General features: G+C 52.7%; 22 protein-coding genes. 1 reads left to right on the top strand and 21 read right to left on the bottom strand.

From position 1 onward, the window contains the following. Nucleotide 1: 1 nt before the first annotated feature. From ACF8YQ_RS11820 to ACF8YQ_RS11840, 5 genes are read right to left on the bottom strand one after another with little or no spacing between them, the layout of a single operon-like run. Entirely contained in the window at nucleotides 2-718 is a 717-nt protein-coding gene (locus ACF8YQ_RS11820) for a CatB-related O-acetyltransferase (RefSeq protein WP_396621503.1), read from the bottom strand. Between the two features lie 16 nt (nucleotides 719-734). After that, nucleotides 735-2,414 carry a hypothetical protein gene (locus ACF8YQ_RS11825; RefSeq protein WP_396621504.1) on the bottom strand — a complete coding sequence of 560 codons (1,680 nt, stop codon included), beginning with the start codon at nucleotides 2,412-2,414 and terminating at the stop codon, nucleotides 735-737. A gap of 60 nt (nucleotides 2,415-2,474) precedes the next feature. Continuing rightward, the gene (locus ACF8YQ_RS11830) at nucleotides 2,475-3,188 is read right to left on the bottom strand and encodes a glycosyltransferase family A protein (RefSeq protein ID WP_396621505.1); all 714 of its coding nucleotides are present in this window, start codon (nucleotides 3,186-3,188) and stop codon (nucleotides 2,475-2,477) included. Continuing rightward, nucleotides 3,185-4,738 carry a glycosyltransferase family 2 protein gene (locus tag ACF8YQ_RS11835; protein ID WP_396621506.1) on the bottom strand — a complete coding sequence of 518 codons (1,554 nt, stop codon included), beginning with the start codon at nucleotides 4,736-4,738 and terminating at the stop codon, nucleotides 3,185-3,187. Before ACF8YQ_RS11835 ends, ACF8YQ_RS11830 begins: the two co-directional genes overlap by 4 nt. A gap of 34 nt (nucleotides 4,739-4,772) precedes the next feature. Further along, nucleotides 4,773-6,848, bottom strand: a complete 2,076-nt coding sequence (locus ACF8YQ_RS11840) for a hypothetical protein (RefSeq protein ID WP_396621507.1) — start codon at nucleotides 6,846-6,848, stop codon at nucleotides 4,773-4,775. Here ACF8YQ_RS11840 and ACF8YQ_RS11845 point away from each other — a divergent pair. Then, entirely contained in the window at nucleotides 6,768-7,322 is a 555-nt protein-coding gene (locus tag ACF8YQ_RS11845; protein WP_396621508.1) for a hypothetical protein, read from the top strand. The genes ACF8YQ_RS11840 and ACF8YQ_RS11845 overlap by 81 nt on opposite strands. On the opposite strand, the gene ACF8YQ_RS11850 is transcribed toward ACF8YQ_RS11845, so the two are convergent. From ACF8YQ_RS11850 to ACF8YQ_RS11925, 16 genes are all read right to left on the bottom strand, one after another. Then, the gene (locus ACF8YQ_RS11850; protein ID WP_396621509.1) at nucleotides 7,232-9,040 is read right to left on the bottom strand and encodes a hypothetical protein; all 1,809 of its coding nucleotides are present in this window, start codon (nucleotides 9,038-9,040) and stop codon (nucleotides 7,232-7,234) included. The two genes, ACF8YQ_RS11845 and ACF8YQ_RS11850, sit on opposite strands and share 91 nt — an antisense overlap. A 37-nt stretch (nucleotides 9,041-9,077) precedes the next feature. After that, nucleotides 9,078-9,956: a dTDP-4-dehydrorhamnose reductase gene (rfbD, locus tag ACF8YQ_RS11855; RefSeq protein WP_396621510.1), complete on the bottom strand. Its 879-nt coding sequence runs from the start codon at nucleotides 9,954-9,956 to the stop codon at nucleotides 9,078-9,080. Beyond that, nucleotides 9,953-11,041, bottom strand: coding sequence for a dTDP-glucose 4,6-dehydratase (gene rfbB, locus ACF8YQ_RS11860; protein WP_396621511.1), 1,089 nt, complete (start codon nucleotides 11,039-11,041; stop codon nucleotides 9,953-9,955). Before rfbB ends, rfbD begins: the two co-directional genes overlap by 4 nt. A gap of 12 nt (nucleotides 11,042-11,053) precedes the next feature. After that, nucleotides 11,054-12,292 (bottom strand): glycosyltransferase family 4 protein, encoded by a 1,239-nt coding sequence (locus ACF8YQ_RS11865; RefSeq protein WP_396621512.1) that lies wholly within the window; start codon nucleotides 12,290-12,292, stop codon nucleotides 11,054-11,056. A 2-nt stretch (nucleotides 12,293-12,294) separates the two neighbouring features. Further along, complete coding sequence (locus ACF8YQ_RS11870) at nucleotides 12,295-13,371, bottom strand: hypothetical protein (protein WP_396621513.1); 1,077 nt, start codon at nucleotides 13,369-13,371, stop codon at nucleotides 12,295-12,297. Between the two features lie 6 nt (nucleotides 13,372-13,377). Next, nucleotides 13,378-14,463 carry a chain-length determining protein gene (locus ACF8YQ_RS11875; RefSeq protein WP_396621514.1) on the bottom strand — a complete coding sequence of 362 codons (1,086 nt, stop codon included), beginning with the start codon at nucleotides 14,461-14,463 and terminating at the stop codon, nucleotides 13,378-13,380. Beyond that, entirely contained in the window at nucleotides 14,460-15,122 is a 663-nt protein-coding gene (locus ACF8YQ_RS11880; protein ID WP_396621515.1) for an ABC transporter ATP-binding protein, read from the bottom strand. Before ACF8YQ_RS11880 ends, ACF8YQ_RS11875 begins: the two co-directional genes overlap by 4 nt. Beyond that, nucleotides 15,119-15,910 (bottom strand): ABC transporter permease, encoded by a 792-nt coding sequence (locus ACF8YQ_RS11885; RefSeq protein ID WP_224850151.1) that lies wholly within the window; start codon nucleotides 15,908-15,910, stop codon nucleotides 15,119-15,121. The genes ACF8YQ_RS11880 and ACF8YQ_RS11885 overlap by 4 nt, the downstream gene beginning before the upstream one ends. Then, nucleotides 15,911-17,656, bottom strand: coding sequence for a polysaccharide biosynthesis/export family protein (locus tag ACF8YQ_RS11890; protein ID WP_396621516.1), 1,746 nt, complete (start codon nucleotides 17,654-17,656; stop codon nucleotides 15,911-15,913). Then, a complete protein-coding gene (locus ACF8YQ_RS11895; protein ID WP_396621517.1) occupies nucleotides 17,653-18,084 on the bottom strand; it encodes a DVU3141 family protein in 432 nt (143 codons plus the stop codon). Before ACF8YQ_RS11895 ends, ACF8YQ_RS11890 begins: the two co-directional genes overlap by 4 nt. Before the next feature lie 18 nt (nucleotides 18,085-18,102). Beyond that, on the bottom strand, nucleotides 18,103-19,368 hold the full coding sequence (locus tag ACF8YQ_RS11900; RefSeq protein ID WP_396621518.1) for a capsule assembly Wzi family protein: 1,266 nt from the start codon (nucleotides 19,366-19,368) through the stop codon (nucleotides 18,103-18,105). Nucleotides 19,369-19,756: 388 nt separating this feature from the next. After that, a complete protein-coding gene (gene rfaH, locus ACF8YQ_RS11905) occupies nucleotides 19,757-20,236 on the bottom strand; it encodes a transcription/translation regulatory transformer protein RfaH (RefSeq protein WP_396621519.1) in 480 nt (159 codons plus the stop codon). Nucleotides 20,237-20,239: 3 nt separating this feature from the next. Continuing rightward, nucleotides 20,240-21,007, bottom strand: coding sequence for a 3'(2'),5'-bisphosphate nucleotidase CysQ (gene cysQ / locus ACF8YQ_RS11910; protein ID WP_396621520.1), 768 nt, complete (start codon nucleotides 21,005-21,007; stop codon nucleotides 20,240-20,242). 132 nt (nucleotides 21,008-21,139) lie between these two features. Further along, nucleotides 21,140-22,117, bottom strand: a complete 978-nt coding sequence (locus ACF8YQ_RS11915; protein ID WP_224850124.1) for a hypothetical protein — start codon at nucleotides 22,115-22,117, stop codon at nucleotides 21,140-21,142. A 43-nt stretch (nucleotides 22,118-22,160) separates the two neighbouring features. Next, nucleotides 22,161-23,165 (bottom strand): LPP20 family lipoprotein, encoded by a 1,005-nt coding sequence (locus ACF8YQ_RS11920; protein ID WP_396621521.1) that lies wholly within the window; start codon nucleotides 23,163-23,165, stop codon nucleotides 22,161-22,163. Beyond that, nucleotides 23,158-24,549 carry a transglycosylase SLT domain-containing protein gene (locus ACF8YQ_RS11925; protein ID WP_224850119.1) on the bottom strand — a complete coding sequence of 464 codons (1,392 nt, stop codon included), beginning with the start codon at nucleotides 24,547-24,549 and terminating at the stop codon, nucleotides 23,158-23,160. Before ACF8YQ_RS11925 ends, ACF8YQ_RS11920 begins: the two co-directional genes overlap by 8 nt. Nucleotides 24,550-24,551 lie beyond the last annotated feature (2 nt).

Below are 24,551 nucleotides of genomic sequence, written 5' to 3' on the forward strand. Positions count from 1 at the left end.
ATCAATTAATTAAATATGTAGAAAAGTTAGCATCAGAAAACTTCTCAGAGGCATAAGACTCCAAAAATTCGTAAACATTTAACAGAGGCAAGCTTTCTAAATCCAGCCTGTCACTTTCCCACCATTCAGAGCCTAGTAACTTTTCTCTTATATCAGCATCAAACCTGTAACGTATCAATTTAGAAGGACTCCCACCCACAATTGCATATGGCGGTATATCCTTAGTTATTACAGAATTCGCTCCAATGACAGCCCCCGTACCAACTTGTATACCTTTTATAATAACTGAACCATCGCCAATCCAAACATCGTTACCTATTATCGTTTCATCTGAAAATTTTCTTGACTCCGGAATATAAAGCGCGTCATCACGAGTATACGGAGAAGCACTAGTATAGTGCCGAAAAGGAAATGAGCTAACAGTATTCAGCCTATGTAAGCCCGCCCCCAAACTAACACGCCTACCTATTGAGCAGTACCTACCTATGAACGTATTATCGGTAACATAACCTCCGCCATTCATATACGAATGGGCGCCTAAAAAAACACCTTTTTTACCAACCATCAACTCTGAAGCAAAGCGAACAGCCTTTTCAAAGAATATACTCTTAGATTTATTATTCAAAAAAACCGAACTAAGATCAAATTCGCTTGCAATAACAGATGAAGCATCCAAGCTATTTGTAAAAAATCTATGTTTTTTCTCAGAGATTAGCATATCAAAAACCAAATTATTAAAAATTCTTCTTCGACTCTTCAATCAAGCGAAGAACGATATCCGTGCAAATTATATGAAGACTTTTTCTGTAAGAATGACTCAAAGAACCTCTTCCCTTAAGCTCTTCATTAGCCAAATAAAAATCTCTATCGGAAAACAATGCGCTACCACGAGCAAGATCAGAAGTGTAAAAAGCATAGTGAACACAGTCCTTTATTTTATCTTGATCTACTTTCAAATTAATAGGCAGGTCGAAGCGATCAAAACTGTCATCATTTTCGAATAGCTCACTTGGACTCCCATAAATTTGGAACTTTTTTGGCACTATACTAACACCAGATTTAAATGGCGAAGAACTTACCAACTCGTCGCCAAAGGATCTATCTGACGTTTCAAATGGCTCCTTTATCGCCCAATCAGCCAAGGCCAGAAATGCATCACAAAATAACTGCTTAGGAACACCACCTCTCAATACATTTTTCAACTCGAGTTCAATGAATTTTCTTTGCATCAAAGGCGTAAACAAAACAACATTTCCGAGACTCTTATAAGAATTTCGACCACAGTGGTGTCTCGACCTTATTGCACTGTAATGGAGCAGCATGGCATAGGGATCATTAGGATCTAAATCCATTTCATCAAAGGTAGATAAAAACTCATTACTCACTAAATCTCCAACCCCCCTATGAGCAAGAGATTTATTAATATCATCAACGATTTTTGCCGCATTACCATTAAATGGCCCATTACCAGAAAAATGACTCCACCCTGTTGGTTGATCTCCAGTTAACCTAAAATAAATATTACGACTCTGCCGGTTAGAGTTGACCGGATAGAAGGGTAGGTATGTTCCTCCACAAGAAGCCAAATACTGCCGAAACGAATCACTGCTCGATATAGTCGAATCAATTCTCGGAGGCAAAAATTTATTAATAGAAAACCCTAACTTGGTCGAAAGGTTTTTTGCCGATTTGAAATCATCAACTTTTGATTCATTACTAGTAAAATGAACATTTTCCGGAATTTGATAACCCAAACCAACAAAAAGCATCGCGAGAATTAATCGACTATCGTACCCACCTGATATAAACAGATTTAGAGGGGCGCCAATTGAGGAAAGTGCAGCAAGCAAGCCCGCACCCGTCTCTATTGTCTCTAATAAACTTTCCTCATAGCTCAAAGAAGAAAACATGATATCCTTAAGCGAGCAAGACTCAACGACACGTATTTTTTTTGTACTTACATTTACTCGAATTTCATAATTTAGTGGGACAACCCTTATTTCGTCAATCATCGTTCGATTGGAAATCAGTTGTTCACCTATATGCACACCATCTTTTAGAAGAAAACCAAAAACAGAAGCTTCATATAGGCTCAAACTGAAATTTCTAGAAGCTACTTTGGCTAGTGTCAAAAATGAATTTGATACTATCCAATCATCATTCTTCTGAAAAAGATAAAGAATCTCCTGCCCAGTTGAATCAACTTTCACAACAATTTCATCACCTTCCCGAACGATGGCTGAAAAACGACCATCCTTCAATTGCCGTGACGAAAAGCCAGGATTCTTAGTTTTAAAATCCAAAAGCCCTTTTGAACCGAACACCAAAGAATCAGCCAAAACGGCGTAACCATGCAAAGAATCAGGCATCGAATCAAAAACATCATCTTTTTCTATCACAAAAAAACTATTCATAGGGTAGTCTTTCGATTACAAAATTAAATATTAAAAACATAGTCAATAACCCGAAAAACATCAAAAACCTTCAACCAATAAAGACACATCAGTACTCAATTTCCCATAACCACTAAAATATTGACATTCTTTAATTACCTCGAGAGGCCATTTTGATGTAAAGGTTGAAAAAATTGTTTCATCATATTTTACTTCATCCAACCAGGAGAAGCTTCTTGATATACATATCAGTGGCCACCCATTTTCGTATGCATACCGTGAATACCTGACATCTACAAACCTCTCAGATCCAAGCATGTAGTTTAGCTTTGCGGCCTGATATCCTTTGCACAATATAGTGCCCGTCCCTAGTTGGTTAACAACTCTGGAGCATTTTAAAGCTTGCCTAAAAGAGAAAACTACACGACACCCAACTTGGCCATCATACACATCTGGATAAATAATTCCATGAACACCTATTATTGGCGAAAAACCCTGATATTTTTCATGCTCATTTATAAGGACCGATACATAGTCCTCAGGATATACAAGGTCATCGTCCATATATAAAATATAGTCATCATCCGAAAAGTCATTAACAACGAACTTGCCGACATCTCGGTAATCCTGATCGGGAATGAATGCATTAATTTTTGGCTGGCAGAGATATTCGGGTATCTTCTCGTAGCTGTTCAAACACAGGTTAATTTTGTCCACTTGAGGCAGAATTCGAGCTAGCGAATCTGGCAACACCTCGCTGCGGGCGGGAAACGTCGCCATATTTGCAATAATCATCGGCCAACCTCCACTTCTACTACTCCCTTGTAATCCCGGTAAATGCCGTTTTCTTTCAGCACTTCCTCAACATCGTTATCTGTTACAATTCTTGACCCCAGCACCCGCTGTCGTGCGGCTATGTCAGAATAATTCCGGCGTCTCAGGGCTACCTGGCCATTACTTTCTGCTTGCAGGCCGTCTTTCTTCGTCAGGGAGCCATCGCCCCACAACCCCAGTATCAACGGCTTTTCCAGTACCTTTACTTTCTCTTCACCCAGAAACTTGATGCAGGCTTCATGAAACTCTGTGTCTGCAGCAACAAGGCTCGGGCGAAACTTGGGAACAATACTGAACACGAAGCGTTTAACCATCGTAGACACAACGCAAAATCGTAAGATTCGGCCGTCTACAAAAAAGATCGCATTACCCCGTGGGTCGATACGAACCCACCGTGCGCTGACAACGGGGACGTTGTTAGTTGTTAAATAACTTACCTGTTCCTCTATCCGCTGAGGATGAGCCCAGTCGTCTGAGTCCTGGAAGGTGATAAACTCACCCGCGGCTCTTTCAAGCAATGCGTTTCTGATGTTGTAGGTGCCTTGATTATCCTTGGACCTGAAAACTTTGACCCGCCTGTCTCGCTTCGCAATCTGAATGATTTTCTGGAGGCTTGCATCATCGCTGCTGTCGTCGCAAATCAGAATTTCAAGATTCTCATAAGTCTGAGCCAACAAAGATTCCAGTGCATAACCTACTGTTCCCTCTGAATTGAAGCAGGACATGATAATGGTCACTAAGCCCCGGTCTTCCGGCTTCACGTGTTCCGCAGTGTGCTTGATCGAGGCAAGAACGTTATCAGCTGCCAGATCTATGCTGGTGATGGGGCTTAGCTTTGAGGAAGTAAGCAGGTCATTAATAGCGTCAAGATAGGCACTTTCGTTCCCGACCAAACGCGCCTGGTTGATCTTTAGTCCCTGGGTTTGTTCTGCCAGTAAGTGCTCTTCCTCTTCGAGGATCTTATCTATTTCAGCAAGTTCATTCTGTATCGTGAATACGCGATCGTGAATGGCAGTACCCTTTCTTACCCTTTTGTTAAACGGTGAAGGCAAATTGTCCACGATCGATTTTGGCAGCGAAATTTTCCCAACGGAAGGGCTGTCTACGCCCTCTAACGCTTCAAAAAATGCTACATCACCACTAACGATGTACGCCGCACGAATGAGCTTAAGGAGCTCATTCTTTTTGTGACTATCAAGGGCGTGAATTTTAGTAATTAAATATCGAACCTGCCCTAAGAATGTCTGTGTCATCTGGACATTTCGAAGGATGTTCGCGTAATCAACCAGGTAGCCAAATTCGTTAGCACGTGGGTTACGCCCAACACCATGATTCAAGTCTTCTAGCCGTTTATATTTATGGCTAACTGATACTGGGCTCTCATAAACACAATTTGAACTGGATAAAAACCTTTTCTTCTCACCAAATTTTATAAGAAAATCTAAAGCGCCGACATTTTTTCCGTATTTTTCTCTGCGTAAAATTAAATCTAAATATTCTGAATTTTTCATAACCGAACCAATCAGATAGAGTAAAAAGGCAACACTAATTAATAATCAACTGAAAACCACCTTTTTCTAACACAAGGCTTTTTTCTTTAAATCTAAAGGATCGGTTTTTAAGCAGTTCAATCCAAAAACCTGTAATTTCTTTTTCTTCCTTTCTATTAAAATCATCAAGAATCAACTCAAACTTTGCCTTTGGGAGGTGATTTAATAACTTAGGAAGCGCTGGAAACCTCGCATTCGGCCCGGTCGCCCCAGGCGGCCCATCAACCAAAACCAGAATGTTCGGCTGCCGCTCTTCATAAAGTTCTGCAATCTTTGCCAGTGTTTTGTCACAGTCGTAATAGAGGTAATCAGTACCTTGATAGCTGTAATCCACCAGCGGAGCGTGTACCAGGTCTACAACTTGCTCCAAGCCTGCTTGGCGAAGCATTTCAGCGGTTTGTTGATGATAGTGATCGTTGTGCTCAAACGTGAGTACTCGCTTCGGCAAGTCGGTGTCGTTCGGCAGGCTCGTTCCTTCCACCCATGTTTGTGTTGACTGGGATGTGCTGTCGGCGCCAATTCGCTTTTGGCTTTTGGCGATGGTTTGCCGCAGCATTTTTTTCATGAGCACTTTGGCAAACAACACTGTGGAAGTGCCAGAGCCGAACTCGATAACCAGGTCGTAGTTTTGGGTTTCCAGCCGCTCCGTGAGGTAGAGCGCCAAATCCGGGCTGATTGGCCAGCCGTGGTAGTTAAGTGGCAGCTCTCCGGTACTCAGGTAATTTTGCAGGCCTAGAGTGTCTTCCACCTGTTTGGCGGTGTTGGTCAGCTTTTTGTCGATGTGGTTGGTGAGATTGCTGCCAAGGCTGGCAATTTTCTCTTCCAGTTCCTCAAGTTTGGCGTTTGTGGCCTGTTGCTCTTCACGTTTCTCGGTTTCGCTGGCTAACGCTTGCTGGGCCTGTTTGAGGGCGTCGGTTTGTTGCCTCAGCTGCTGCTGAAGGTCTTCATTCTGCTTTTTGAGTTCGGCTAGCTCGGTTTGTTGCTGCTCTGCTTGCTGTTTGCGGGCCAGGAACCATTTTTTGTTGTCTTCCAGCGCTTTTTCGGTTTGCTGCTGGGTTTGGTGTGCCTCTTCCAGCTTCTGAGTGGCTTTTGTAAGGGCTTGTTCCTTGTTTGCAACTGTCTTCTTCGCCTCTTCCAAGGCGGTGGCCGTTTGCTTGTGGGCCGCTTGCTCTTTGGCTAAGGCATTCTGTGCGGGTGCCAGTTGTTCGGCTTTCTGGCGTAGCGTTTCCAGTTCGGTTTTTAGGGCTTGCTCGGTGGCCTGATGTTGCTCTTTTTCTTTGGAGAGGGCTTGCTCGGCCTGCGCTTTGGCTTGTTCGGCTTGCTGTTTAGCGTGTTCCGCCTGTTCCAGAGCTTGTTCGGCCTGCTTTTGAGATTTTTCACGGGCCTGTTCGGCGTTTGTGAGGCGCTGCGTTAGTCCGCTTTTTTGTTCCGCTTGCTTGGCGAGTTCGGCTTCACGGGTTTTGAGTTGTTGCCGAGCCTCTTCTAAGGCACTGGCGGTTTGCTGGTGGGCTGCCTGCTCTTTGGCGAGAGCTTCTTGGCCGGGAACCAGCTGTTCGGCCTTCAGCTGCTCCAGTTGTTTTCTGGCTTGCTGTTCGGCTTGTACTTTGGCGCTGAAGGCGGCTTCGGCCTGGGCCAGCCGTTGTTTCAGTTCTTCCGCTCTGGCTTTGTGTGCGGCGTTTGCTTTCTGGGCTTCGGCTTTTTGGCTTTCGCTTTGTTGCAGTTGTTCTTTCAGGGTTTCTTTTTCTTTGGCGAAGGCTTGCAGGTTGTCGTCTTTTTCCCGCAGCTGTTCTTCGAGGGCCTGGTTGCCTTGTTGCAGAGTGGCGATTTTGTCTTGCAGGGGGTTGCGGGCCAGTTGCCAGGTTGGCCAGTCTGGGTCTTGCTGGTTTTCCTGGGTGATGTTGTAGCCGTTATCTGCCAGTACTTGCAGGGTTTGTTCGGCGGCGGCGCTGCCCTGGTAGTAGGGTTCCGGGTTGGCGGCCAGGTGCAGTTGTTGGAACTGGTTGAGCTGTTCGGCGGTTATCAGCGCCTGAATGATGGCGTGTTCTTCACCCGGGGTTTGCAGTACCAGCATGACTGGCTGGCCGTTTTCCGGGCCGTGGTCTGCCAGGAGTTGTTCGGGGCTGAGGGTGGCCACGGTGTGGATGGCGATGGTTTTCAGGCCGGGGAACAGGGTTTTCAGGCGGGTGGGCGCGTGCAGGCTACTGGCTTCCGGCAGGTTGTATTCGTGCAGCTGGTTATTGGCCGGGTTCGGGGTAATAGCCGCTTCTACTACGGTTACCCGGGGTTCGCGGCTGGTTGCCTGGCGCAGGTGTTCGGCCAGCTCCGGGTGGGGTTCCACCAGGACGATGCGCTGGGCTTCGGTGTTCAGCCAGTCTGGCAGTTCTGTGGCCTGGCCGGCGCCTATGTGGAGGATGGTGTGCATGGTGTTGGCTTACCTTTTCCTTGGGCCGTGGTTCAGTGTTGTTTGGCAGCGGGTTGGGTTTGCGGTGCCGGCAGCGATGCCAATGAGCCTGAACGGGGTGCGCGCTCTTCTTTCTGGCCGTAACGGATGTAGTGTATAAGCGGGTTGAGGCCGCTTTCGGTTACGTCGCGGTAGTAGGTGAGGTACCAGGTGGTGTCGAAGGTTTCGCTGGGGTTGCGGCCTTCGTAGGCGCCGGTTTTCAGGTAGTGTTCGATGGGGTTGAGTTTGGCTTTGGCCACATCGGGGTATGTTTCCTGGTACCAGGTTTCGTCAAACAGGCCGGATTGTTCAATTTCGGCTTTTTGGGCGTCGAGTTTTTCGGCTGCGGCTTTTTTGCTTTTTTTGCTGTAGCTGGCGGAGGAGTTGGCCAGGCGCCAGCTGCGGCTTTTGGTAACGTTGTTCAGTTCGGTGCTGAGTTCGCTGATGCGGCGATTGGCGGCGGCCAGGGCCAGGGTGCCGTTGCGTTCGGCCTGCTGGTGTTTGTGTTCCCAGTCTGCCTGGTGTTTTCTGGCGGCGGCGAGCTGGTTTTTCAGTTCGGCGAGGTTGCCATTGAGGGTGCTGTTGGTGCGTTCCAGGTTTTCCAGGGTGGCACGGAGTTTATGCAGGCGGGCTTGCAGCAGCTGGTTTTCGTTTTGGCTGGCGGCGTGTTGTTTCTTAGCCTGTTGAAGCTGTTGCTGGGCCTGCTGTAACTGAATTTGCAGGTTGCCGATGGTGTTCTGGTGCTCGTGGGCTTGCAGGAATTTGGTTTCAAGCTCTTCCTGCACCAGATGCAGCTGTTCGAGTATTAGCTGGTTTTCTTCTGCCAGGGTGGTTTGTGTTTGCTGGTGTTGCTGTTCTGCGGCCTGGCGGGCTTTTTCCGCCTGTTCGGTTTTCGCGGTTTGGGCTTTGAGTTGTTTTTCCAGCTCGGCGGTGGTTTGGGCCTGGGTTTTGTTGCTGGCTTTCAGTGCTTTTAGCTGGTTTTCCAGGGTGGCTTTTTCGGCTTTGGTTTTGGTGTGGGCGGTTTGTTCTTTTTTCAGCGCTTTTTCGGCGTCTGCGCTTTGCTTTTCGCTGGCCTGCTGAGCCTTCAGGGCTGCATCGAGCTTTTTCTGTTGTTCTGCCTGTTGTTTCTCGGTGTCTTTCGCTGCCAAGACGCGTTGTTCGAGTTCTTCTTGCACCAGGTGGAGTTGTTCCAGCAGGAGCAGGCTTTCTTGCCGGGCTTCGTTCAATGCCTGGTTTTCGGTGTTGGCTTCGGTGGTGAGTGCCTGGTATAGCTCGTTCGGGTTGAGCGCTTCGGCCGGAGTGTCTGGGGTTTCCAGCGGCAGGGTGCAGGCTTCCAGCTGGGCCAGCAGTGCGTTTAGCTGCGGGTTTTGCTGGAGGGTGGCGCTGGCCAGTAGTTGGTAGTAGGGGTTGGCAGCCGGTGCGGGTTGTTCCGCTGGGGTTTCTGGCAGTTCGGGCGTTTCTGGCAGTTCCAGGGTTTGTTGCCAGTGCTCTGCCAGGGCCTGGGTGGTGTTTGCCAGGTTTTGTGCGGCGTGCTGGATGTTGATGACTACCGCCCGGCGGCGGTTTGCTTTGAACAGGTTCACCAGTGCCTGGGCGCTTTCGGCCCATTGGTGCAGGGCGCTTTCCGGGGCCTGGCCCTTTGCCATGGCGGTTTCCAGGGCCTGCTGGGGGTGGGTGTAGGCAAGCAGGAAGTGGCCCTCGGGTAGTTCCTGGGTGTTCAGGTGCCCGGTTTCCGGATTGGGGGTTTCACAGCCCAGGGCTCGCAGCAAGGGGGCGAGGGTTTGCCAGTTGCTGTGGGGGGTTGTGCCTAGGGTGGCTTTCATGGGTGTTGCTCCGGGAGACTAATGATTTCCTGGCGAATCAATTCTTTTCCAGGTACTCGGCGAGGGTTAGGTGTAGTTGGCTTTGCCAATCTGGTAGCTGGATGTTCAGGGCGGTTTCGAGTTTGTTCAGGGCCATTCTTGAGTTCAGTGGGCGTTGGGCCGGGGTTGGGTAGTCGCTGGTTGGGATGGGGTGAGCGTTTTCCGGGCCCATCGTCAGCTGTTCGCCCTGCCCTTTCGCCAGGCGGAAAATTTCCTGCGCAAAGCCGTGCCAGCTGGTTTCCCCCGTGGGGGCCAGGTGGTACAGGCCATTGGGGATGTTGCTGCGGATGGCCATGGCGGTGATTTGGGCGATGAGCCTGGCCGGTGTGGGGGCGCCGATCTGGTCTGCCACTATGTTGAGCTCCGGCTTGGTTTGGGCCAGGCGCAGCATGGTTTTCATGAAGTTGGTGCCACGGGCGCTGTAGACCCAGCTGGTGCGGAAGATCAGGTGTTCACAGCCGCTTCGTTGAATGGCGTTGTCGCCTTCGAGTTTGGTTTGGCCGTATACGCTGAGCGGGCCGGTGGCGCTGGTTTCCTTCCAGGGCTCGGTGCCGTTGCCAGGGTAGACGTAATCGCTGCTGTAGTGCACCAGAAAGGCACCCTGCTCTGCGCTGTATTTGGCGAGCTGTTCGGGCAGGCCAGCGTTGAGGCGGCGGGCTTCGGTTTGCTGTTCTTCGGCAGCGTCTACGGCGGTCCAGGCGGCGGCGTTTACGATTAGGTCTGGGTGGGTTCGTTCCAGGTAATCCGTTACAGCCTTTGCGCTGGTTAGGTCAAGTTCTGGCCGGCTGGGTGCGTCAATCGCCCCCAAGGGGGAGAGCACACGGTGGAGTTCGAAGCCTACTTGGCCAGTTTTGCCCAGGAGCAGGATATTCTTCATGCGCCTACCCCTAGGCGTTCGCCCTGGTAGCTGCCATCCTGTACTCGTTTCCACCAGCTTTCATTGTTCAGGTACCACTCCACGGTTTTGCGCAGGCCAGTCTGAAAGGTTTCCTGGGGTTTCCAGCCCAGTTCTTTCTCGATTTTGCTGGCGTCTATGGCGTAGCGGCGGTCGTGGCCCGGGCGATCCTGTACGTAGGTGATCTGGTCCCGGTACTGGGTGTTTTTGGGAACCAGGTCTTGCAGGATGTCGCAGATGGTTTGTACCACTTCCAGGTTCTGTTTTTCGTTGTGGCCGCCGATGTTGTAGGTATCGGCTATTTTGCCCTGTTGTGCGACCAGAATGAGGGCGCGGGCGTGGTCTTCTACGTAGAGCCAGTCGCGGATTTGGCTGCCGTTGCCATAAACAGGGAGCGGCTTGCCGGCCAGGGCGTTGAGGATGACCAGCGGGATAAGCTTTTCCGGGAAGTGGTACGGGCCGTAGTTGTTGCTGCAGTTGGTCACCAGCGTGGGCAGGCCGTAGGTGCGTTGCCAGGCGCGCACCAGGTGGTCTGAGCTGGCTTTGCTGGCGCTATACGGGCTGCTGGGGGCGTAAGGGGTGGTTTCGGTAAACAGCTGCTCGGTGGCGTTTTCACTTTCGTCTGGGTGTGGCAGGTCGCCATAGACTTCATCGGTACTGATGTGGTGGAAGCGGAAGTGTGCTGCTTTTTCCGGGGCGATTTCCTGGAGCTGTTTCCAGTAGGCGCGGGTGGCTTCCAGCAAGGTGTATGTACCAACAATGTTGGTTTCCATGAAGGCGGCAGGGCCATCTATGGAACGGTCTACGTGACTCTCGGCAGCCAAGTGCATGATGATGTCTGGCTGATGCTTGGCCAGGGCTTTGTTCATGGCATCTGCATCGCAAATATCGGCCTGGATAAAAGTGTAACGGGGGTTACCAGCTACGGATTCCAGGGATTCCAGGTTTCCGGCGTAGGTGAGCTTGTCTACGTTTACCACGGTGTGGTCGGTGTTGTTCAAAAGTTCACGGACGACGGCGGAGCCAATGAAGCCAGCGCCGCCGGTTACCAAAAAGGTTTTAGACATGGTTCTTGATTTCTATTTAACGGAAGTTTGAACTTTGGCGTGCCAGTCGTTTGCTGGATCTGGCATTTCATTCTCGAAAACCATCGGTGCGATATTTACACCGATGGTTTTCATTATCGACTGATTGATTTTACGCACATCAAATTGTTCTTTTGCCAGCCGGTAGCTCTCTACACCCATGGCCGGAATCCGATCCGGATTTCGAATGAATTCAAGCATGGCACGTTCCAGGCCAGCCTGATCGTGTGGTTCTATCAGGTAGCCGTTGGCGCCTTCCCGCACCGTCTTACGGCAGCCTGGCATTCGTGTTGTGATAACTGGGCGGCCCATGGCCAGGGCTTCCTGGGTGCTTCTTGGCACCCCTTCGCGGTAGTAGGTAGGCAGCACAAATACACTGCTTCTTGCCAGCCAGGGGGCCACGTCTTCTACGGGGCCCGGCCAGGTTACCACCTGCTCGCATACCAGCTGGTCCAGCTCGGCCTTGTTGATGGCCCCGGGCTTGTTGTCTGGAGCGCCTACCAGGATAAATTCGGTGTCGGGGTATCGCGTTTTCAAGGCTTTTGCGGCCTCCACAAAATAACGCACACCCTTTTCTGGCAAAAGACGGCCCACAAAGATGAACCTCACTGGCGCAGTAACCGGCGGTCGGAAGGGGTAGCGTTTCAGGCACACGCCGATACCGCCAAGCACTGTCGGTTCCGGTATTTTTGTGCTGAAGCTTTGGAGGTCTTGCTTGTCACCTTCGTTCAGCACTAGCACTTTATGGGCATGGGGCAAGCTTATCCGGAAGAGGGCCGCCATTATCATGCGAAGGATGCGTTTTTTGAGTTTGTCGCCTCCCGGGTGGCGCGTAAAAACCCGGCCCAGCCCCTCAATTTTGGCCACCCGCGTGGTTACTCCTGCCAGTTTGGCGGCCAAGGTTCCGTAGATTGCTGGCTTTGAAAAGTAGCAGTAGCTCAGGGTTATCGCACGCTCCTTGAAAAGCCGGTAGAGCTGCAGCGTGGCTTTAATGTCGGTGAGCGGATTGGTGGAAAGCTGACCCATCCTGTAAGAAACCGGCGTTGCGCCCATGGCCCGGATTTCCTGTTCCGTTACCGGCGTATAATCAATGGCAAAAGCAAACACGGTGTGGCCGCCCGCCACAAGATCTCGAATCAACTCGCCCCTAAAACCCAGCATGGTGTTGGCCAGCGTCCCAACAATGGCAACGCGTTGGTTCTCGGTGGAATTGGTCGGTTCAATGGTGCTCAATGTTACTGAGCTCCTCTGATCAGGTTAATGGCTTTCCTGGCGTATTTGCCGAGGGCTATACCAGCCGCCCGTCGACGCGTTTTCTGGTTCTGAAGTTCGCTCAGCGCCTGTTCAGGGGTAATAAAGCCATTGTGATTCAAACTGCTGTACAACGGATATTGAATCAGCACGGCATGTGCCAACTCTTCAAGGCTTAGCGTACGTTTTCGACGATGGCAGGTGTATTGGTCGTTTGTAAGCCCCCACCCCGCATAGAAGGGTAAACCATAGCAGGTGACGCTTTTGTGTCTCAGAAGCGCTTCGAAACCGGCCAGCGAGGTCAGCGTATGCACTTCGTCTACTTGTTCCAGCAATTCCGCAATATTGGCATGGGTGACGATTTCGTCACACCATTGCAGTGCGTTTTGCTCCTGGTCTCCCTGTTTTCGGGCACCGGCGACCACGTCTGGGTGGGGTTTATAGACAACCCAGGCTTGAGGGTGCTGCTGCCGAACGGTTTGTAGGAGTTCCATGTTGGTTTTGATGCCGGGCGCACCAAAAGCGATAGAGGCATCGGTTTCTACCTGCCCCGGTACCAGGATGACGTGCTCTTTCCCTTGGCGTGCCCAGGAGGCCGACTGGCTGTTGTATTTGCTCAGGCGTGCCGCTGTGATGCCTTCAATTAATGCTTTGGCCCGGCTTTTTTCGACCTCGGTAACCGATTGCTCGTTGAGCAGGGTCTCCAGGCGGGATGGTCCCGTGGCATCAAAATACAGGTGCTGAAAATCCGCCACCCAGGACAGCGGCCTGGCAAATTCCGCTCCCAAACCAACCGACCTCAAAAAGCCATCCTCAAGGCGCACCAGCACCGTCTCTTTATGCTGGATTTCCACCTGGCGTTGGCCCCATATCAAAGCCAAGGCACCTTCCGGCACCTGGTCTGCCGTGCGTACATGAGTTATGTCGCTGCCTTGGGTAAACCTTGCCAGGGTTTTACGCCAGTGTGGGTTAAAGCCAATAGCGTACACTAGCCGGTGCTGGAGGCCGTGTTGCAGCAGAAATTCGCGCCAACAATTGGCCTTTGTGCCGTTGTGGCTCATGCTTAGTTAGTCTCTGTGGTCCCGAATGACTGCCATGACCATTTGCAGAATCGCCGCAAAGAGTATGGCGAAAATCAGGAAAACCACGATGTTGTAGGTTCTGTCTGGCCGTGTGGGGTATTCCGGCAGGGTTGGGAACTCCAGCACCGAGACTTGCTTGAGCTTGCGGGCCGCTTCTACCCGGGTGGTTTCGAGTGTAGTCAGGGCGTTGGAATAAAGCTCCAGGGCAAATTCCGCGCGCATCTGCAGGGTTTCGTATTCCGCCGAGACTTTGTTCAGGGCATCGCCGCCCTGGCGGGCCATTTTTTCTTTCTCTATGGCTATTTGTTCCTCCAGCGATTGGGCTTCGGCCCGGAGCCGCCGGATTTCAGGTGAGTTCTGGCTCTGGTAGGTACTCTGGGCTTTGATGCGAGCTCGCAACAACGCCAACTCACCTTCCAACCGGGATACGGTAGTGAAGATGGCTTCTACAGTTTGAGTAGGCGCTACCAGCCCTTTTTCGTTCTGATACGCCAGCAACGCATCGCGGGCGTCAAACAACCGGGTTTCAAGTTCCTTAGCCTGTTTATCGATGAACTCTACCTGCTCTTCGGCCAGGCGTTGGCCCATTTCGTTCATATGGCGCTCACCCTCATCCAGCAAGGCTTTTACAATATCCTGAGCCATTTCGGGTGAGTAAGCCTGCACTTCGATTTTCAGAACGCTGCTGTAGTCGTCGAACAGTATTTTGATACGGCTGGCCATGTATTCGTGGAACTTTTCTATTGGCACGTCGGCCGATGACAGGCGCGAGAACCGGTCTATGGAGGTTTGTGAGTAGTGGCCGCGCAAATCCAGCTTTTGCTGCAGCGTTCTGAGCATGGCGACCGATTCCAGATGATCTTTCAGCAGTAGAAGATCGCCAGAGCCACTGGTACCAGAGAGCAACGACGAGACGTTCAGACCCGTGGGCACGATTTCAGGTGTTTGCAACACGATGTGAGCCCTGGAGACATAGCGGTCTGTCGCCATTACTCCCCAGTAGATAACGGCAAACAGGGTGGCAATGGCTGCAATGGCCCAAAAGGGGTTGCGCTTGAGGAACTGAATCATTTACCGATGCTCTTGTGGTAACTGTTTATGGCTTCGTTGATGTCGTCGAACCAGGTGGCGGTTCCGTTATTTATCCATACCCCTGCCTGGCAGAGGTCTTTAAGCATGCCAACCTGATGCGACACCATGACGATGCTGGCTTTGCCTACACGGTCTTTGAACGCCTTGGTGGCCTTGGCTTTGAATGCTGCATCGCCTACGGCAGTCGCTTCATCCGACAGGTAAACATCAAAATCAAAGGCGAGTGACAGGCCGAATGCGAGGCGACTGCGCATACCAGAGGAATAGGTTTTTACGGGTTGATCAAATGCCTTTCCGATTTCCGCGAAATCCTGAACCCGGCTGATAATTTCCGGAATTCGATCTCCACCTCCGTGGATGCGGGCTACGAATTTCACATTCTGTCGGCCCGTCATAGACCCCTGGAATCCTCCACCCAGCCCTATGGGCCAGGATACCCGGCAATCCCGGTTAACGGTGCCCTTGTCTGGCGAATCCATCCCGCCAATGATCCTGAGCAGGGTGGATTTACCGGCGCCATTTCGACCAAGCAAACCCACGCTGACGTTGTCTGGAATGGTGAAGTTAACGTCTTTCAGCACCCAATCACCGCCAAAGGGGCCGTGATAGCGTTTGTAGAGGTTGCGAATTTCGATCACTGCGCCAGCAACCTCTGTTTGAAGCGAAGTTGCAGCAAGAGGCCCAGAAACACACTTCCCCAAACCCATTGGTGAAGATACAACGCGCTCACACCATCGACTGCACGGTAGGTTTCAAAAAACCCGGTGCGGATAAGTTCAACGGCGTGCAACATGGGGTTATAGAGAAGGTATTGCTGTAAATCGTGAGGAAAGTACTGCACTGGAATCATAATGCCGGAGAGGAAGTACAGCGGAAACATGAACATACGGATGAATTTGCTGGCTTCCGGCAGGCTGGTAACCACAACAGAAAAGATCAGTGCCACGCCCATGCCGAACGCCCAAACAGTAACCCAGATATGAAGGACAACCATGGGATGATAGGGAACCAGATTGTGACCAAGCAGGGAGAACAGAAAAACCATTAGCGTAATGACAACAGTGCTGATTGCCCCCTCGAGGCCGCAGCGGGCCAGCACGGTATCCACAGGCTGTACCTGGCGATAGGCAAAGAGGCCACGGTTGGCCGCTATGGCTTCCATTCCACGATTCATCTGGTTACGAAACATGATGAAGGTGGTGATTCCCACAACCAGCCAGGGTATGAATTCCGCGCCTGGGATCACCCGTATCCTACCAATGAGTGTGCGTACCCACACCAGCAAAGCCACATGTGCAATCGGTTCTGCCAACAGCCATAGCCAGGCAACCCTGTCTGCACTGATTCTGGCCACAGCTTCCCTCAGGAACAGGGCCTGCCATACGCCGATGGTTATCTGCCAGGGAGTACGTTTCGCGCTTTGCACTTACAGGTCCAGCGCTACCTTGGTTGCTACAGCAATCTGATAGAGAATCTGGGTAACCGTAGACGCAATCTGCAGATTCTTGGTCTCGACCTTCGGCAGGACCAGTATCTGATCCCCCGGCAGGAGCTGCACCTCACCCGCGTCCCTTACTTCACCATTCTGGCGGGCAATCAGAATATGTTCCGGGTTGGCATGCTGGCTGAAGCCGCCAGCTGCATCAATGTAATCGCGAGCGCTGCGGCCCGGGATATACACCAGGGATTGCGGAATATAAACCTCACCGGACACGAGGATGGCATCCGTGCGCTGTGGTAGCGTAATGGTGTCGCCATCCTGCAGCCGCACATCTACCAGCTTCCCTTCGTGGGCAACCACCAGGCGGCCATTGGGCTCTACCTTGCGGGCTTCTTCCACGAAGCGAGAGATCAATTCCGCCTCCTGTACCCGGATGGCAGATTCTTCTGCCGTGGATGATGAGGCACCAAGGTAGGTGGTTTCCAGCCGGCGCAAGCTGTCGTTCAGAGCTTCCTTCTGGCGTTCAGCCACGGTTTCCCGGCGCAGCGAGATGCTTTCCCAGGCGGTTTCTTCCGGGTTGATGGCAATTTCGTTCAGCAATTCGTGAAGTGATGTGCCTTTGGGCACCACATAGTAAGATTTGCCCAGGTAGGCGCCCTCTAACTGAACCACAAGATTCTGGGAGCGCTGATCAGCCAGAAACAGGACTTCATCGCCGTTGGCGAGTTCAGCAGATTCAAAACGCTCAAGAGGTAAATATTCGGAATAAGGCACAGTACCACGCTTTCCACGAATCAGGGCGTGGGAAACGCCGGGGCGCAATGGCGCGAGCTCACTAAGCATGGAGCCTGTGAGAGGGCCTGGGGATAGTTCGAAAAGATAGGGTTTGCTGACATCCCCCAACGCGGTGATGGCGGGGCCACGCTTTTCAACAAGCAAGGTATCGCCTTCCTGCAACTGAGGGTGGTTCAGCGCGCCTTCAAGGAGGAAATCGTAAAGGTCGATTCGGGCGATCACTTCGCCATTGCGGCTCAGTTTGATGTTCCGATAGCTGCCCAGCTCTTCATCTATTCCGGAGGCCTGGTCCAGCAGGTAGAGGATAGAATCGCTGGGCACACCCACATACCGGCCCGGCTTGTTGACGTAGCCGGTTACAAATACCGAGACGGGCTGAACGCCCTGGAGGTTAGTGTAAACATTCACGTTATCCGGGTAGACGCGACGCACAGCGCTCTTCACCACGGAATCCAGCTGGCTATGGCTGACTCCCTCGACCTGAACGGGGCCAACCGCAGGAATGAAGATGTTGCCTTGTGCGTCTACCGGGAGCACTCGATCCATCTCGACAGCGCCCCAAAGGCGAAGCGTTACCTGGTCGCCCGGCAGAACGCGGTAGTCGGGATTGAGTCCATCTGAGCGCAAGCCGCGAAAGCCGCCGGTAAACAGCTCAGCGCCGAAAGGTTGCAGCTCTTCTTTCTGTTCTTCCGTCAGGATCGGACCATAAGTGCCGGTAGACCTCAGGGTTCTGGCCTGGCGCTCCTGGTTTGCGGTATCTGCTTCGGAAGGGCCACTGCCCGCGTTTTCCGTTGCCGCCTGGATTTGAGGCATCAGGCGCTCACGCTGGCTTGCGGGTATATCACCGATGCTTTGAGCGCTCACACCCACACTCACTATGGAAGTGACTAAAAATAAAAGTGCCGCCACCACGGAGGCAGAATGACGAGTGATCATTGCACACCTCCGATTTCCTGGTCTTGAACCGCCTTTTGTTCTGCAGTGTAAGACCGGGTTACTCCCCAGTTGCCTTCCGGGTACTCGCATACCGTTGCAGGCTGGGTTCCTTCCGAACTTACTATGCGGGTAACAAAGCAGGATTTACCGGTTGCGGAGAAGTAACGCTCGCCTACCCGTAACTGTGTATTTTCGCCCCATGGCGAAGCACCCAGCTTAACGATCTCTCCGGTTCGGGCTTTATCGATCTGCTGTGAATGCTGTGCTGAAAGGGAGGTGACTGTGTTCTTGGTATTTAGCCACTGCGGAACTGGAATCGTTTTAGCCGTGTTTATCTGCCCACCGGTCGCACAACCGGCCAATACAGCAACGAAGGCCATAAGCGGAGCGATCGTCGCTGTGGCTTTCGCTTGGTGATGTTTATTCATTCAATCTTGCCTGAATTATCAGAATCCATAAGACCATCGCGCAGAGAGAGACCATTGGTCCAACTCTCGCGAGCGTACTGCAATTTTATCTTCCGCGATCTGACCGGAGAGCCTGACCTTACCGTATTCCGTTGCAAACTCCCAAAAACCGCCGTAAAGCATGACGGCCTGATCTCTTGATGGATAGAAATACGTCACGTCTGAGTCTGGCACGGTAACCCGAGACGGTGGGTTCCCGGTGAAATCAACATAACTGACGGACGCACCGACGGTACTGCCGTTTGACAGAAAGTCGAAATAACCCAGGGTGAAAATCTGGCTGTCTGAGTCTATGCTTGCGGCGAGGTTACGCCCCTTGTAGCGGTAGCCCGTACGATAAACCCGATGTTCGTAAGCTATGTCTTCCATGGGCGAGCCAAACAGGTTATCGGCCAGCGTGTCTGCACCTTCCAGATACCAACGCTGCTCCCTGCCCCACAAGCTGGTGGTTGCATCTACGCCAAATAACCAGGATTTCCGCGACGGAAAGCCGCCTGCTTCGTCTTCGCCCATCATCTGGCCGTAGATAGAGGCGGTTTGCTCACCTACTTTAAATCCGTATCTAACGTCCACCGCCCCCAACTGATTGCTGGGGTCTTCCGCGGCATCTCTGGGGTTGTCATTGCCTGCAAAGGCATCCCAGAACGTCGAGAAAGAGGTAGACCGACCATCCCCACCAAAAATAAAGGTGCGTGTAAGGCCGATATCCAGCCCTTCGATCGGCCGGAATGTTCCGCGAAATCCAACCAGGAGCGGATCGGCAACTTCACGTTCGCCTTCCAGCTGGCTTACGGTGGCGGTGATTTGCCAGGGGCCGAGCCAGGATAGCCAGGGCGTTTCAAATGGCGTTTCACGATGGCGACTTAACCAAACGCCAGGGGCAGGACGAGCATTATTCGAGAGAATCAGACTGTTCTGCCAACCTGGCCCCCACCATCGTTCAACGGCGCCTGCTCCCAAGACCCAGTTGCCGGGAAACAGGGCGAGATAACTGCCATCCAGGCGTGCTGCATCATCATCGCTTGGATTGGCAACCAGTTGCGCTTTGATTCCAGCTGCCCACCAGTTGTCATCATACTCCGCACTGGCTGCGAGCATGCCTTCCTGGGACTCCGCGCCGGCGTAGCCGGTAATAAACTCGTTCTCTGTGCTGCCCGAGATGGCCAAACCAGCAGACAGGCCGTTACTGCGAGCCAGGCCAACAGAGGCTTTCATAACCGGCCAGGTAGTAACGATATGGTTCAAAGAGCCGGAATCTGCTCGTTTCTGGAGTTGATGGCGCTCATAAGCATCGCCGACTGTTGTCCACGGTGCCGCATTGACTGTGATAACGCTTAGGCACGCTACCGCCCCACCGACCAGGGCCCAGTGTTTTGAGGTCATAGGATTTGGTTTTCTTTAGACAAGGATAGAACGGTTACAGCGGGAGGGAAGTTCCCAACGGTTTCCTTGTCAGGGAATGAATGAAGTATTTCAAAAGCATGACGATTCTACGGCATGCGGTATGACAAGCAAGTGACAAAAAGTCTGACACTTGACTAATCAGGGGGTTGGAGCGGTAAAAAGTTGTCAAAGATTAGAAAATGCAGCGAACCTGATCACATTTTCAGCACAACCTTGGGGCTACCCCCCGTCATGACCGAATGGCGGAAACGGGCACTCTTACTTGCTGCTGCTTCTGCATGAAGGTAACCAGCACTATCGCCCGCTCTTCACCATCATAAGACTGAAAAATGGCGTTAATGCCTTTAAACGGCCCGTCGTCCAGCTCTATGGGCTGGCCGGGCTTGATGCCGCCCTGCTCTGCCACCTTATCCATGCTACTTTTAATGTGGTCGATCACTTCATCGTCAATCGGTGCTGGCCGGTTGGCAAAGCTGACGATGCGCAGCACACCGCGAGTCGAGCGAAGCTTCGCCCACATGGGGTCGGTTTGCTCCAGGTTCACAAATACGTACCCCGGGAACAGGGGCTCCAGCTTTTTAGTGCGCTTGCCTGCCTTGATTTTCTCTACCTCGATTTTCGGGTAGAAGCAGGCAATGTCTTGGTTCTGCAGGTGCTGGACCGCGCGGTCGCCCTGGGCAGGCTTGTGTTGTAGTGCGTACCAGGTCATGGGTTAGAAATACCAGTTTCCCGCGGCAATGAAATTGGGATTCAGTATACTTTCTTTTCCGTAAACCAAGGGGTGGCCCTCCGGCGTTTGCACCTTCCCCCCTGCGGCGACGAGCACCGCGTGGGCGGCTGCGGTATCCCACTCGCTGGTCGGGCCCATTCGTGGATAAATATCAGCATGCCCTTCGGCAATTCTGCAGAATTTCAGGGAACTGCCAGCCTGGACGGTTTCGTGTGCGCCGAGAGTATCGATAAAGGCACGGGTTTCGTCGTTGAGGTGATTTTTGCTGGCGACCACCCGCAACGTGTCTTTGGGTTCTGCCACCCGTATGCGGTGCACCCGGCCGGTGCGGTCCCGCATGTGAGCACCTTCACCCTTGATACCCCAGAAAGCTTCTTTCAGGGCTGGAGCGGTGACCACGCCCATTACGGGCTCGCCATCTTCAATCATGGCGATGTTAACGGTGAATTCGCCCGTGCGCTGGGTAAAATCCTTGGTGCCATCGATGGGGTCGATCAGCCAGAACCGGCGCCATTTTTTCCGCTCTTCCCAGGGAATCTCCGCGCCCTCTTCCGAGAGTATGGGAATGTCCCGGCTGATTTGGCGCAGGCCCTTGACAATGATGTCGTGGCTGGCGATGTCCGCAGCGGTGATGGGTGAGTGATCTTCCTTATAATTTACTTTGAAATCAGACTGGTAGATATGCAGCACTTTTTCGCTGGCTTCATCAGCAATTTTGATCACATCTGGCAGTATGGAGCTGTAGTGCATGGCGGCGTCCTGCGTCAGGTTTACACCATGTTACCAAATTTGCGGGGAGACCCCAGGATATTTGCGGGCAGTTTTGCCCTGGAGCAAAGGCTCACGCATTCCCTCGCGCAAGCCTTCGATGGCAGGTTTTTATCAGTTCATGCCCAGGGTCTGGTCCAGTTTGCACCCCATGAAGGAGCAGCTGTGGTCTACACGCACTTCATCACCAATCCGTACGCGGGATACCACTTCCTCGTCGACAATCACGAAAGCGCCACTGTTCACCAGAGGCTTGGCGATGGTGCCCTCGCCCACCGGATAGCGATCACCCTCTTCAGTCACATTGACGATTCGAACACCTTTACCTTCTTGGGCTCCCAGCTCTTTGGTCAGAGAGGTTTTCAGAACAAACTTACCGTCTGAGGTCTCGAAACCATGCAGCACGTAGCCGATGGGCGAGAAGAACGCCTTGAGGTCTTCCTGAATTTCATAAACGGCATCTTCTGCTGCTGAGCGCACCAGGCCTGGGCCGCCTTTGTTGCAGTTGGAGCTACGTGCATCTTCAGAGGCGGAGCTGGTGCCTTCGCTGCGCAGCGACTTCACCCGAGTGAGTTCCGGTACGGTGTATACGTCTACGGAGACCGCAACGCGGCTGGAGTACTTACATTTGGCTGGCGTGACGTGAGTTTCGCCATCGTCGTCGGTCCAACGGCTGGCTTCCTGGAACTCGGCGCCAAAGCTGGCACCGGTTACTGTCGTGCGAACCGCATAATCGGCAACCGGAGCACCCTGGTAAGCGCCAGCACCGCCCATTTCGGCACGGATGACTTCGTCTTTGAGCTGTGCGGCGAGGTTACGATCCACCAGGTCTGCGCCTGCATCGTTAATGTAGCCATCCAACGCAAACTGAATGGGGCCGCCGGCTTCAGATTGTTCCGCGACGGTGGCCCTGGTGGTGTCCGGTTCAAAGATAACCACTTTGCTGGTTACCGCTCCGGAGGGTGCCGGGTTAGCAGCAGACACCGGCAGCTGCATCTTGTTGTTCAGGTCTGCCGGGTTGATTTCAACGGAGGCGCAGCCTCCAAGTCCCAGACCTGCAACAATGCCGAGCGCTAGCGTTTTTTTAATCATTATCGTTCTCCTTGGGTTTTAACAGGATGCATGCGCGTGAACGTCATGCTCCTTTATGCATATTCAGTGCGCGCCAGATGCCCCGTTCTCGGACTTCGTCAGCGATCAGGCGGTTGGCGGTTTTCTGTGCGGATTGGTGGTCTGATAGTGAACTCGCTGCTGCTTTGTATCGGGCGGATGAGATTTCACTGCCTTCGCTGTCTTGCAAGGCGACCACGGCGTCCAGTTGCACGTGGAATTCGTCAAAGATTTCACGGCGCGAAGGCGTGCCGGTCACCACGATCCGGCCGTCGTAGGTAGCCCCCGCTTTGTTGGCCTCGGCATGCAGACCGAGTTCCAGCAGCATGGTCAGCACTCGCTCGCCGATCTCTGGTGTGTTTTTATCCCAGGCTACGGCCAGCGAAAGGTTCTGCTGCAACTGCTCCCGCTCCTGCAACAGGCTTTGGTAATGGGCCGCTTGCACTTGTTTGAGTGAGGGGTTCTGACTCACAGATTGAACCAGGAGGGCTTTGTCGAGTGCCTCTGCGATGAGGGTTTTCGCTAAGGTAAGCCGGTACAAACGTTTGAGTTTCGACTGGTTACCCGTGTTGGATAGCCGGGCGTCAATCTCGCTGTCCAGCCGCTCCAGGTCGTTCAGAATGGAGGTCACCAAAACCTGTCGCTTTATAGAGAGCAAGACGTACAAGCGGTTGGCAACCTGGGCACTGTTCTCTGTCTGGAACTCGGAGAGCTTGAGCGCTTCCGTTGTGGTGCGCACCCGGTTTCTGGTGTTCGATTCTTCTCGGCCATTGGCCAGTGTTGTTTCGGTAAGCACATCCGAAGTCACACGCACTTCCAGCTTGCCGGCAATAACAGCCAGGGCGTCATCACGGGCTGTGCGCAAGGCAGCACCTTCGCCAACACCATAGATGGTGGTTGCGGTATCCGTGGGCGGATTAAGCACCCATTCCGGCAGTTGGGCTGGCCCAGTGGTGGCACACGCGCTCAGGAGCATTACCGGCAGTACCAGGCCAACGCGCATCATCGCTTTCCATAGAACGTTAGCCATTATCGAGCACCTCCGTGTAGTTACTCAGGCGGGTGGTCACTTTCTGCAGGTAGTTCACCGTTTCTTCGTACGGCAGGTTGTTGAGCAGGTGCTCGTATACCTGCCCTGGCGTCATGGTATTGGCTACCGCGATGGCGGGCCGGAGTTTCATATCCTTTCCGGTGAGCGCCAGGGAAACGTTACCCGGGCCGGTGTTGTAGGCTGCGATGGCGCAATACAGCCGAGACAGCGGGTCGTCTACCCCCTTGAAGTAGCGGTAATACAGAATATTGAAATAGGCAGCGCCAATGCGGATGTTGTTGTCCGCATTGTAGAGGTAAGACGGTGCAAGCAGCCGGGGCTTGCCAAACAGCTTTTCGGTGGCATCCTGGCCGGCACTGGCTGGCACGATCTGCATCAGGCCAAAGGCGGGAATGGACGATTTCGCCATCGGATTGAAGGCCGATTCGGTTTCAATAATAGCCAGCAACAATTCGGCGGAAAGCTCAAATTCGCTGTTTTCTTTATTGATCGCTGCAACAAACGGGCGGGCCCTCGCCGGAAGCTGTTCCCGTTGGCCACTTTGTATGGCGCGGGTTTGCCAGACGGCCCCCTCTGTTTGTGCAAAAACCGGTTTCGATTCAGTTGGGGCCGGCGCCTGTTTGGGCGGGGTTACCGGGTCTGGTTTTGCTTCAGTGTTCTTTGCTTCCCCAGCGGTGAGGGGGAACACCCAACCAATCACTTCCTGGCCGTGCTGATTCCGGGTCACGCGCTCGCCAGCTGCGAGCATAGCCGCAATAGCCTTGTCACGGCGTTGCTTCTCTACATGGCCCTCACCAAAGAGATAGGCCGGAAGCACCGCGCTGGTATCGTCCAGCGTGGCGGTTTCCAGGTGTTTGAATTGCGTACGGCTTTGCTCTTCGACTTCCCGGGCGACCTCGTCTTGCTCGAACGCATCCCGGCGCGTCATGACCATCAGGGCCTGCAACATTTGCCGGGCACCCTGTTTGCTCAGGTCAACGTTGTCTGCCTCGCTCTTGGGGGTGGACCAGATAATCTGCTGTTGCTCAAAGTCCACCACCCGTTTAATGCGATAGCCGTCTTCGTAATGCACCCAACGGGTTTTTGAGGATTGTTCGGGTTCCGCCCAGACATCGGAGATACGCTTTTCGTATTGGGCCGATACCTGGTCATGGAGTTTGGCGAACTGCTGAAACTCCTTTTGCACCTGCTCTTTGTAGGAGGTAAATCCTTGCAGGCGGTTTTTCTTAAACTCCTCGAATCCCGAGCTTGCGGTGTAGCTGCTTGCAGCCCCGCCTGCTCCGGATTGATAGCCTGGCTGTCCGGCCGCCACCAGGGGCCAGGCCAGCACAACTACCGACATTACAGTACGAAGACGGCTCATAC

Source organism: Marinobacter sp. W-8, assembly GCF_044342215.1.
GTDB classification, from domain to species: Bacteria; Pseudomonadota; Gammaproteobacteria; order Pseudomonadales; family Oleiphilaceae; genus Marinobacter; species Marinobacter nauticus.

What these genes read in the sequence shown, in the direction of transcription:
- ACF8YQ_RS11820 (WP_396621503.1), bottom strand. Translation starts at nt 718, where the DNA reads ATGCTAATCTCTGAGAAAAAACATAGATTTTTTACAAATAGCTTGGAT.
- ACF8YQ_RS11825 (WP_396621504.1), bottom strand. Translation starts at nt 2,414, where the DNA reads ATGAATAGTTTTTTTGTGATAGAAAAAGATGATGTTTTTGATTCGATG.
- ACF8YQ_RS11830 (WP_396621505.1), bottom strand. Translation starts at nt 3,188, where the DNA reads ATGATTATTGCAAATATGGCGACGTTTCCCGCCCGCAGCGAGGTGTTG.
- ACF8YQ_RS11835 (WP_396621506.1), bottom strand. Translation starts at nt 4,738, where the DNA reads ATGAAAAATTCAGAATATTTAGATTTAATTTTACGCAGAGAAAAATAC.
- ACF8YQ_RS11840 (WP_396621507.1), bottom strand. Translation starts at nt 6,848, where the DNA reads ATGCTGGTACTGCAAACCCCGGGTGAAGAACACGCCATCATTCAGGCG.
- ACF8YQ_RS11850 (WP_396621509.1), bottom strand. Translation starts at nt 9,040, where the DNA reads ATGAAAGCCACCCTAGGCACAACCCCCCACAGCAACTGGCAAACCCTC.
- rfbD (WP_396621510.1), bottom strand. Translation starts at nt 9,956, where the DNA reads ATGAAGAATATCCTGCTCCTGGGCAAAACTGGCCAAGTAGGCTTCGAA.
- rfbB (WP_396621511.1), bottom strand. Translation starts at nt 11,041, where the DNA reads ATGTCTAAAACCTTTTTGGTAACCGGCGGCGCTGGCTTCATTGGCTCC.
- ACF8YQ_RS11870 (WP_396621513.1), bottom strand. Translation starts at nt 13,371, where the DNA reads ATGAGCCACAACGGCACAAAGGCCAATTGTTGGCGCGAATTTCTGCTG.
- ACF8YQ_RS11875 (WP_396621514.1), bottom strand. Translation starts at nt 14,463, where the DNA reads ATGATTCAGTTCCTCAAGCGCAACCCCTTTTGGGCCATTGCAGCCATT.
- ACF8YQ_RS11890 (WP_396621516.1), bottom strand. Translation starts at nt 17,656, where the DNA reads ATGATCACTCGTCATTCTGCCTCCGTGGTGGCGGCACTTTTATTTTTA.
- ACF8YQ_RS11895 (WP_396621517.1), bottom strand. Translation starts at nt 18,084, where the DNA reads ATGAATAAACATCACCAAGCGAAAGCCACAGCGACGATCGCTCCGCTT.
- rfaH (WP_396621519.1), bottom strand. Translation starts at nt 20,236, where the DNA reads ATGACCTGGTACGCACTACAACACAAGCCTGCCCAGGGCGACCGCGCG.
- cysQ (WP_396621520.1), bottom strand. Translation starts at nt 21,007, where the DNA reads ATGCACTACAGCTCCATACTGCCAGATGTGATCAAAATTGCTGATGAA.
- ACF8YQ_RS11915 (WP_224850124.1), bottom strand. Translation starts at nt 22,117, where the DNA reads ATGATTAAAAAAACGCTAGCGCTCGGCATTGTTGCAGGTCTGGGACTT.
- ACF8YQ_RS11920 (WP_396621521.1), bottom strand. Translation starts at nt 23,165, where the DNA reads ATGGCTAACGTTCTATGGAAAGCGATGATGCGCGTTGGCCTGGTACTG.
- ACF8YQ_RS11925 (WP_224850119.1), bottom strand. Translation starts at nt 24,549, where the DNA reads ATGAGCCGTCTTCGTACTGTAATGTCGGTAGTTGTGCTGGCCTGGCCC.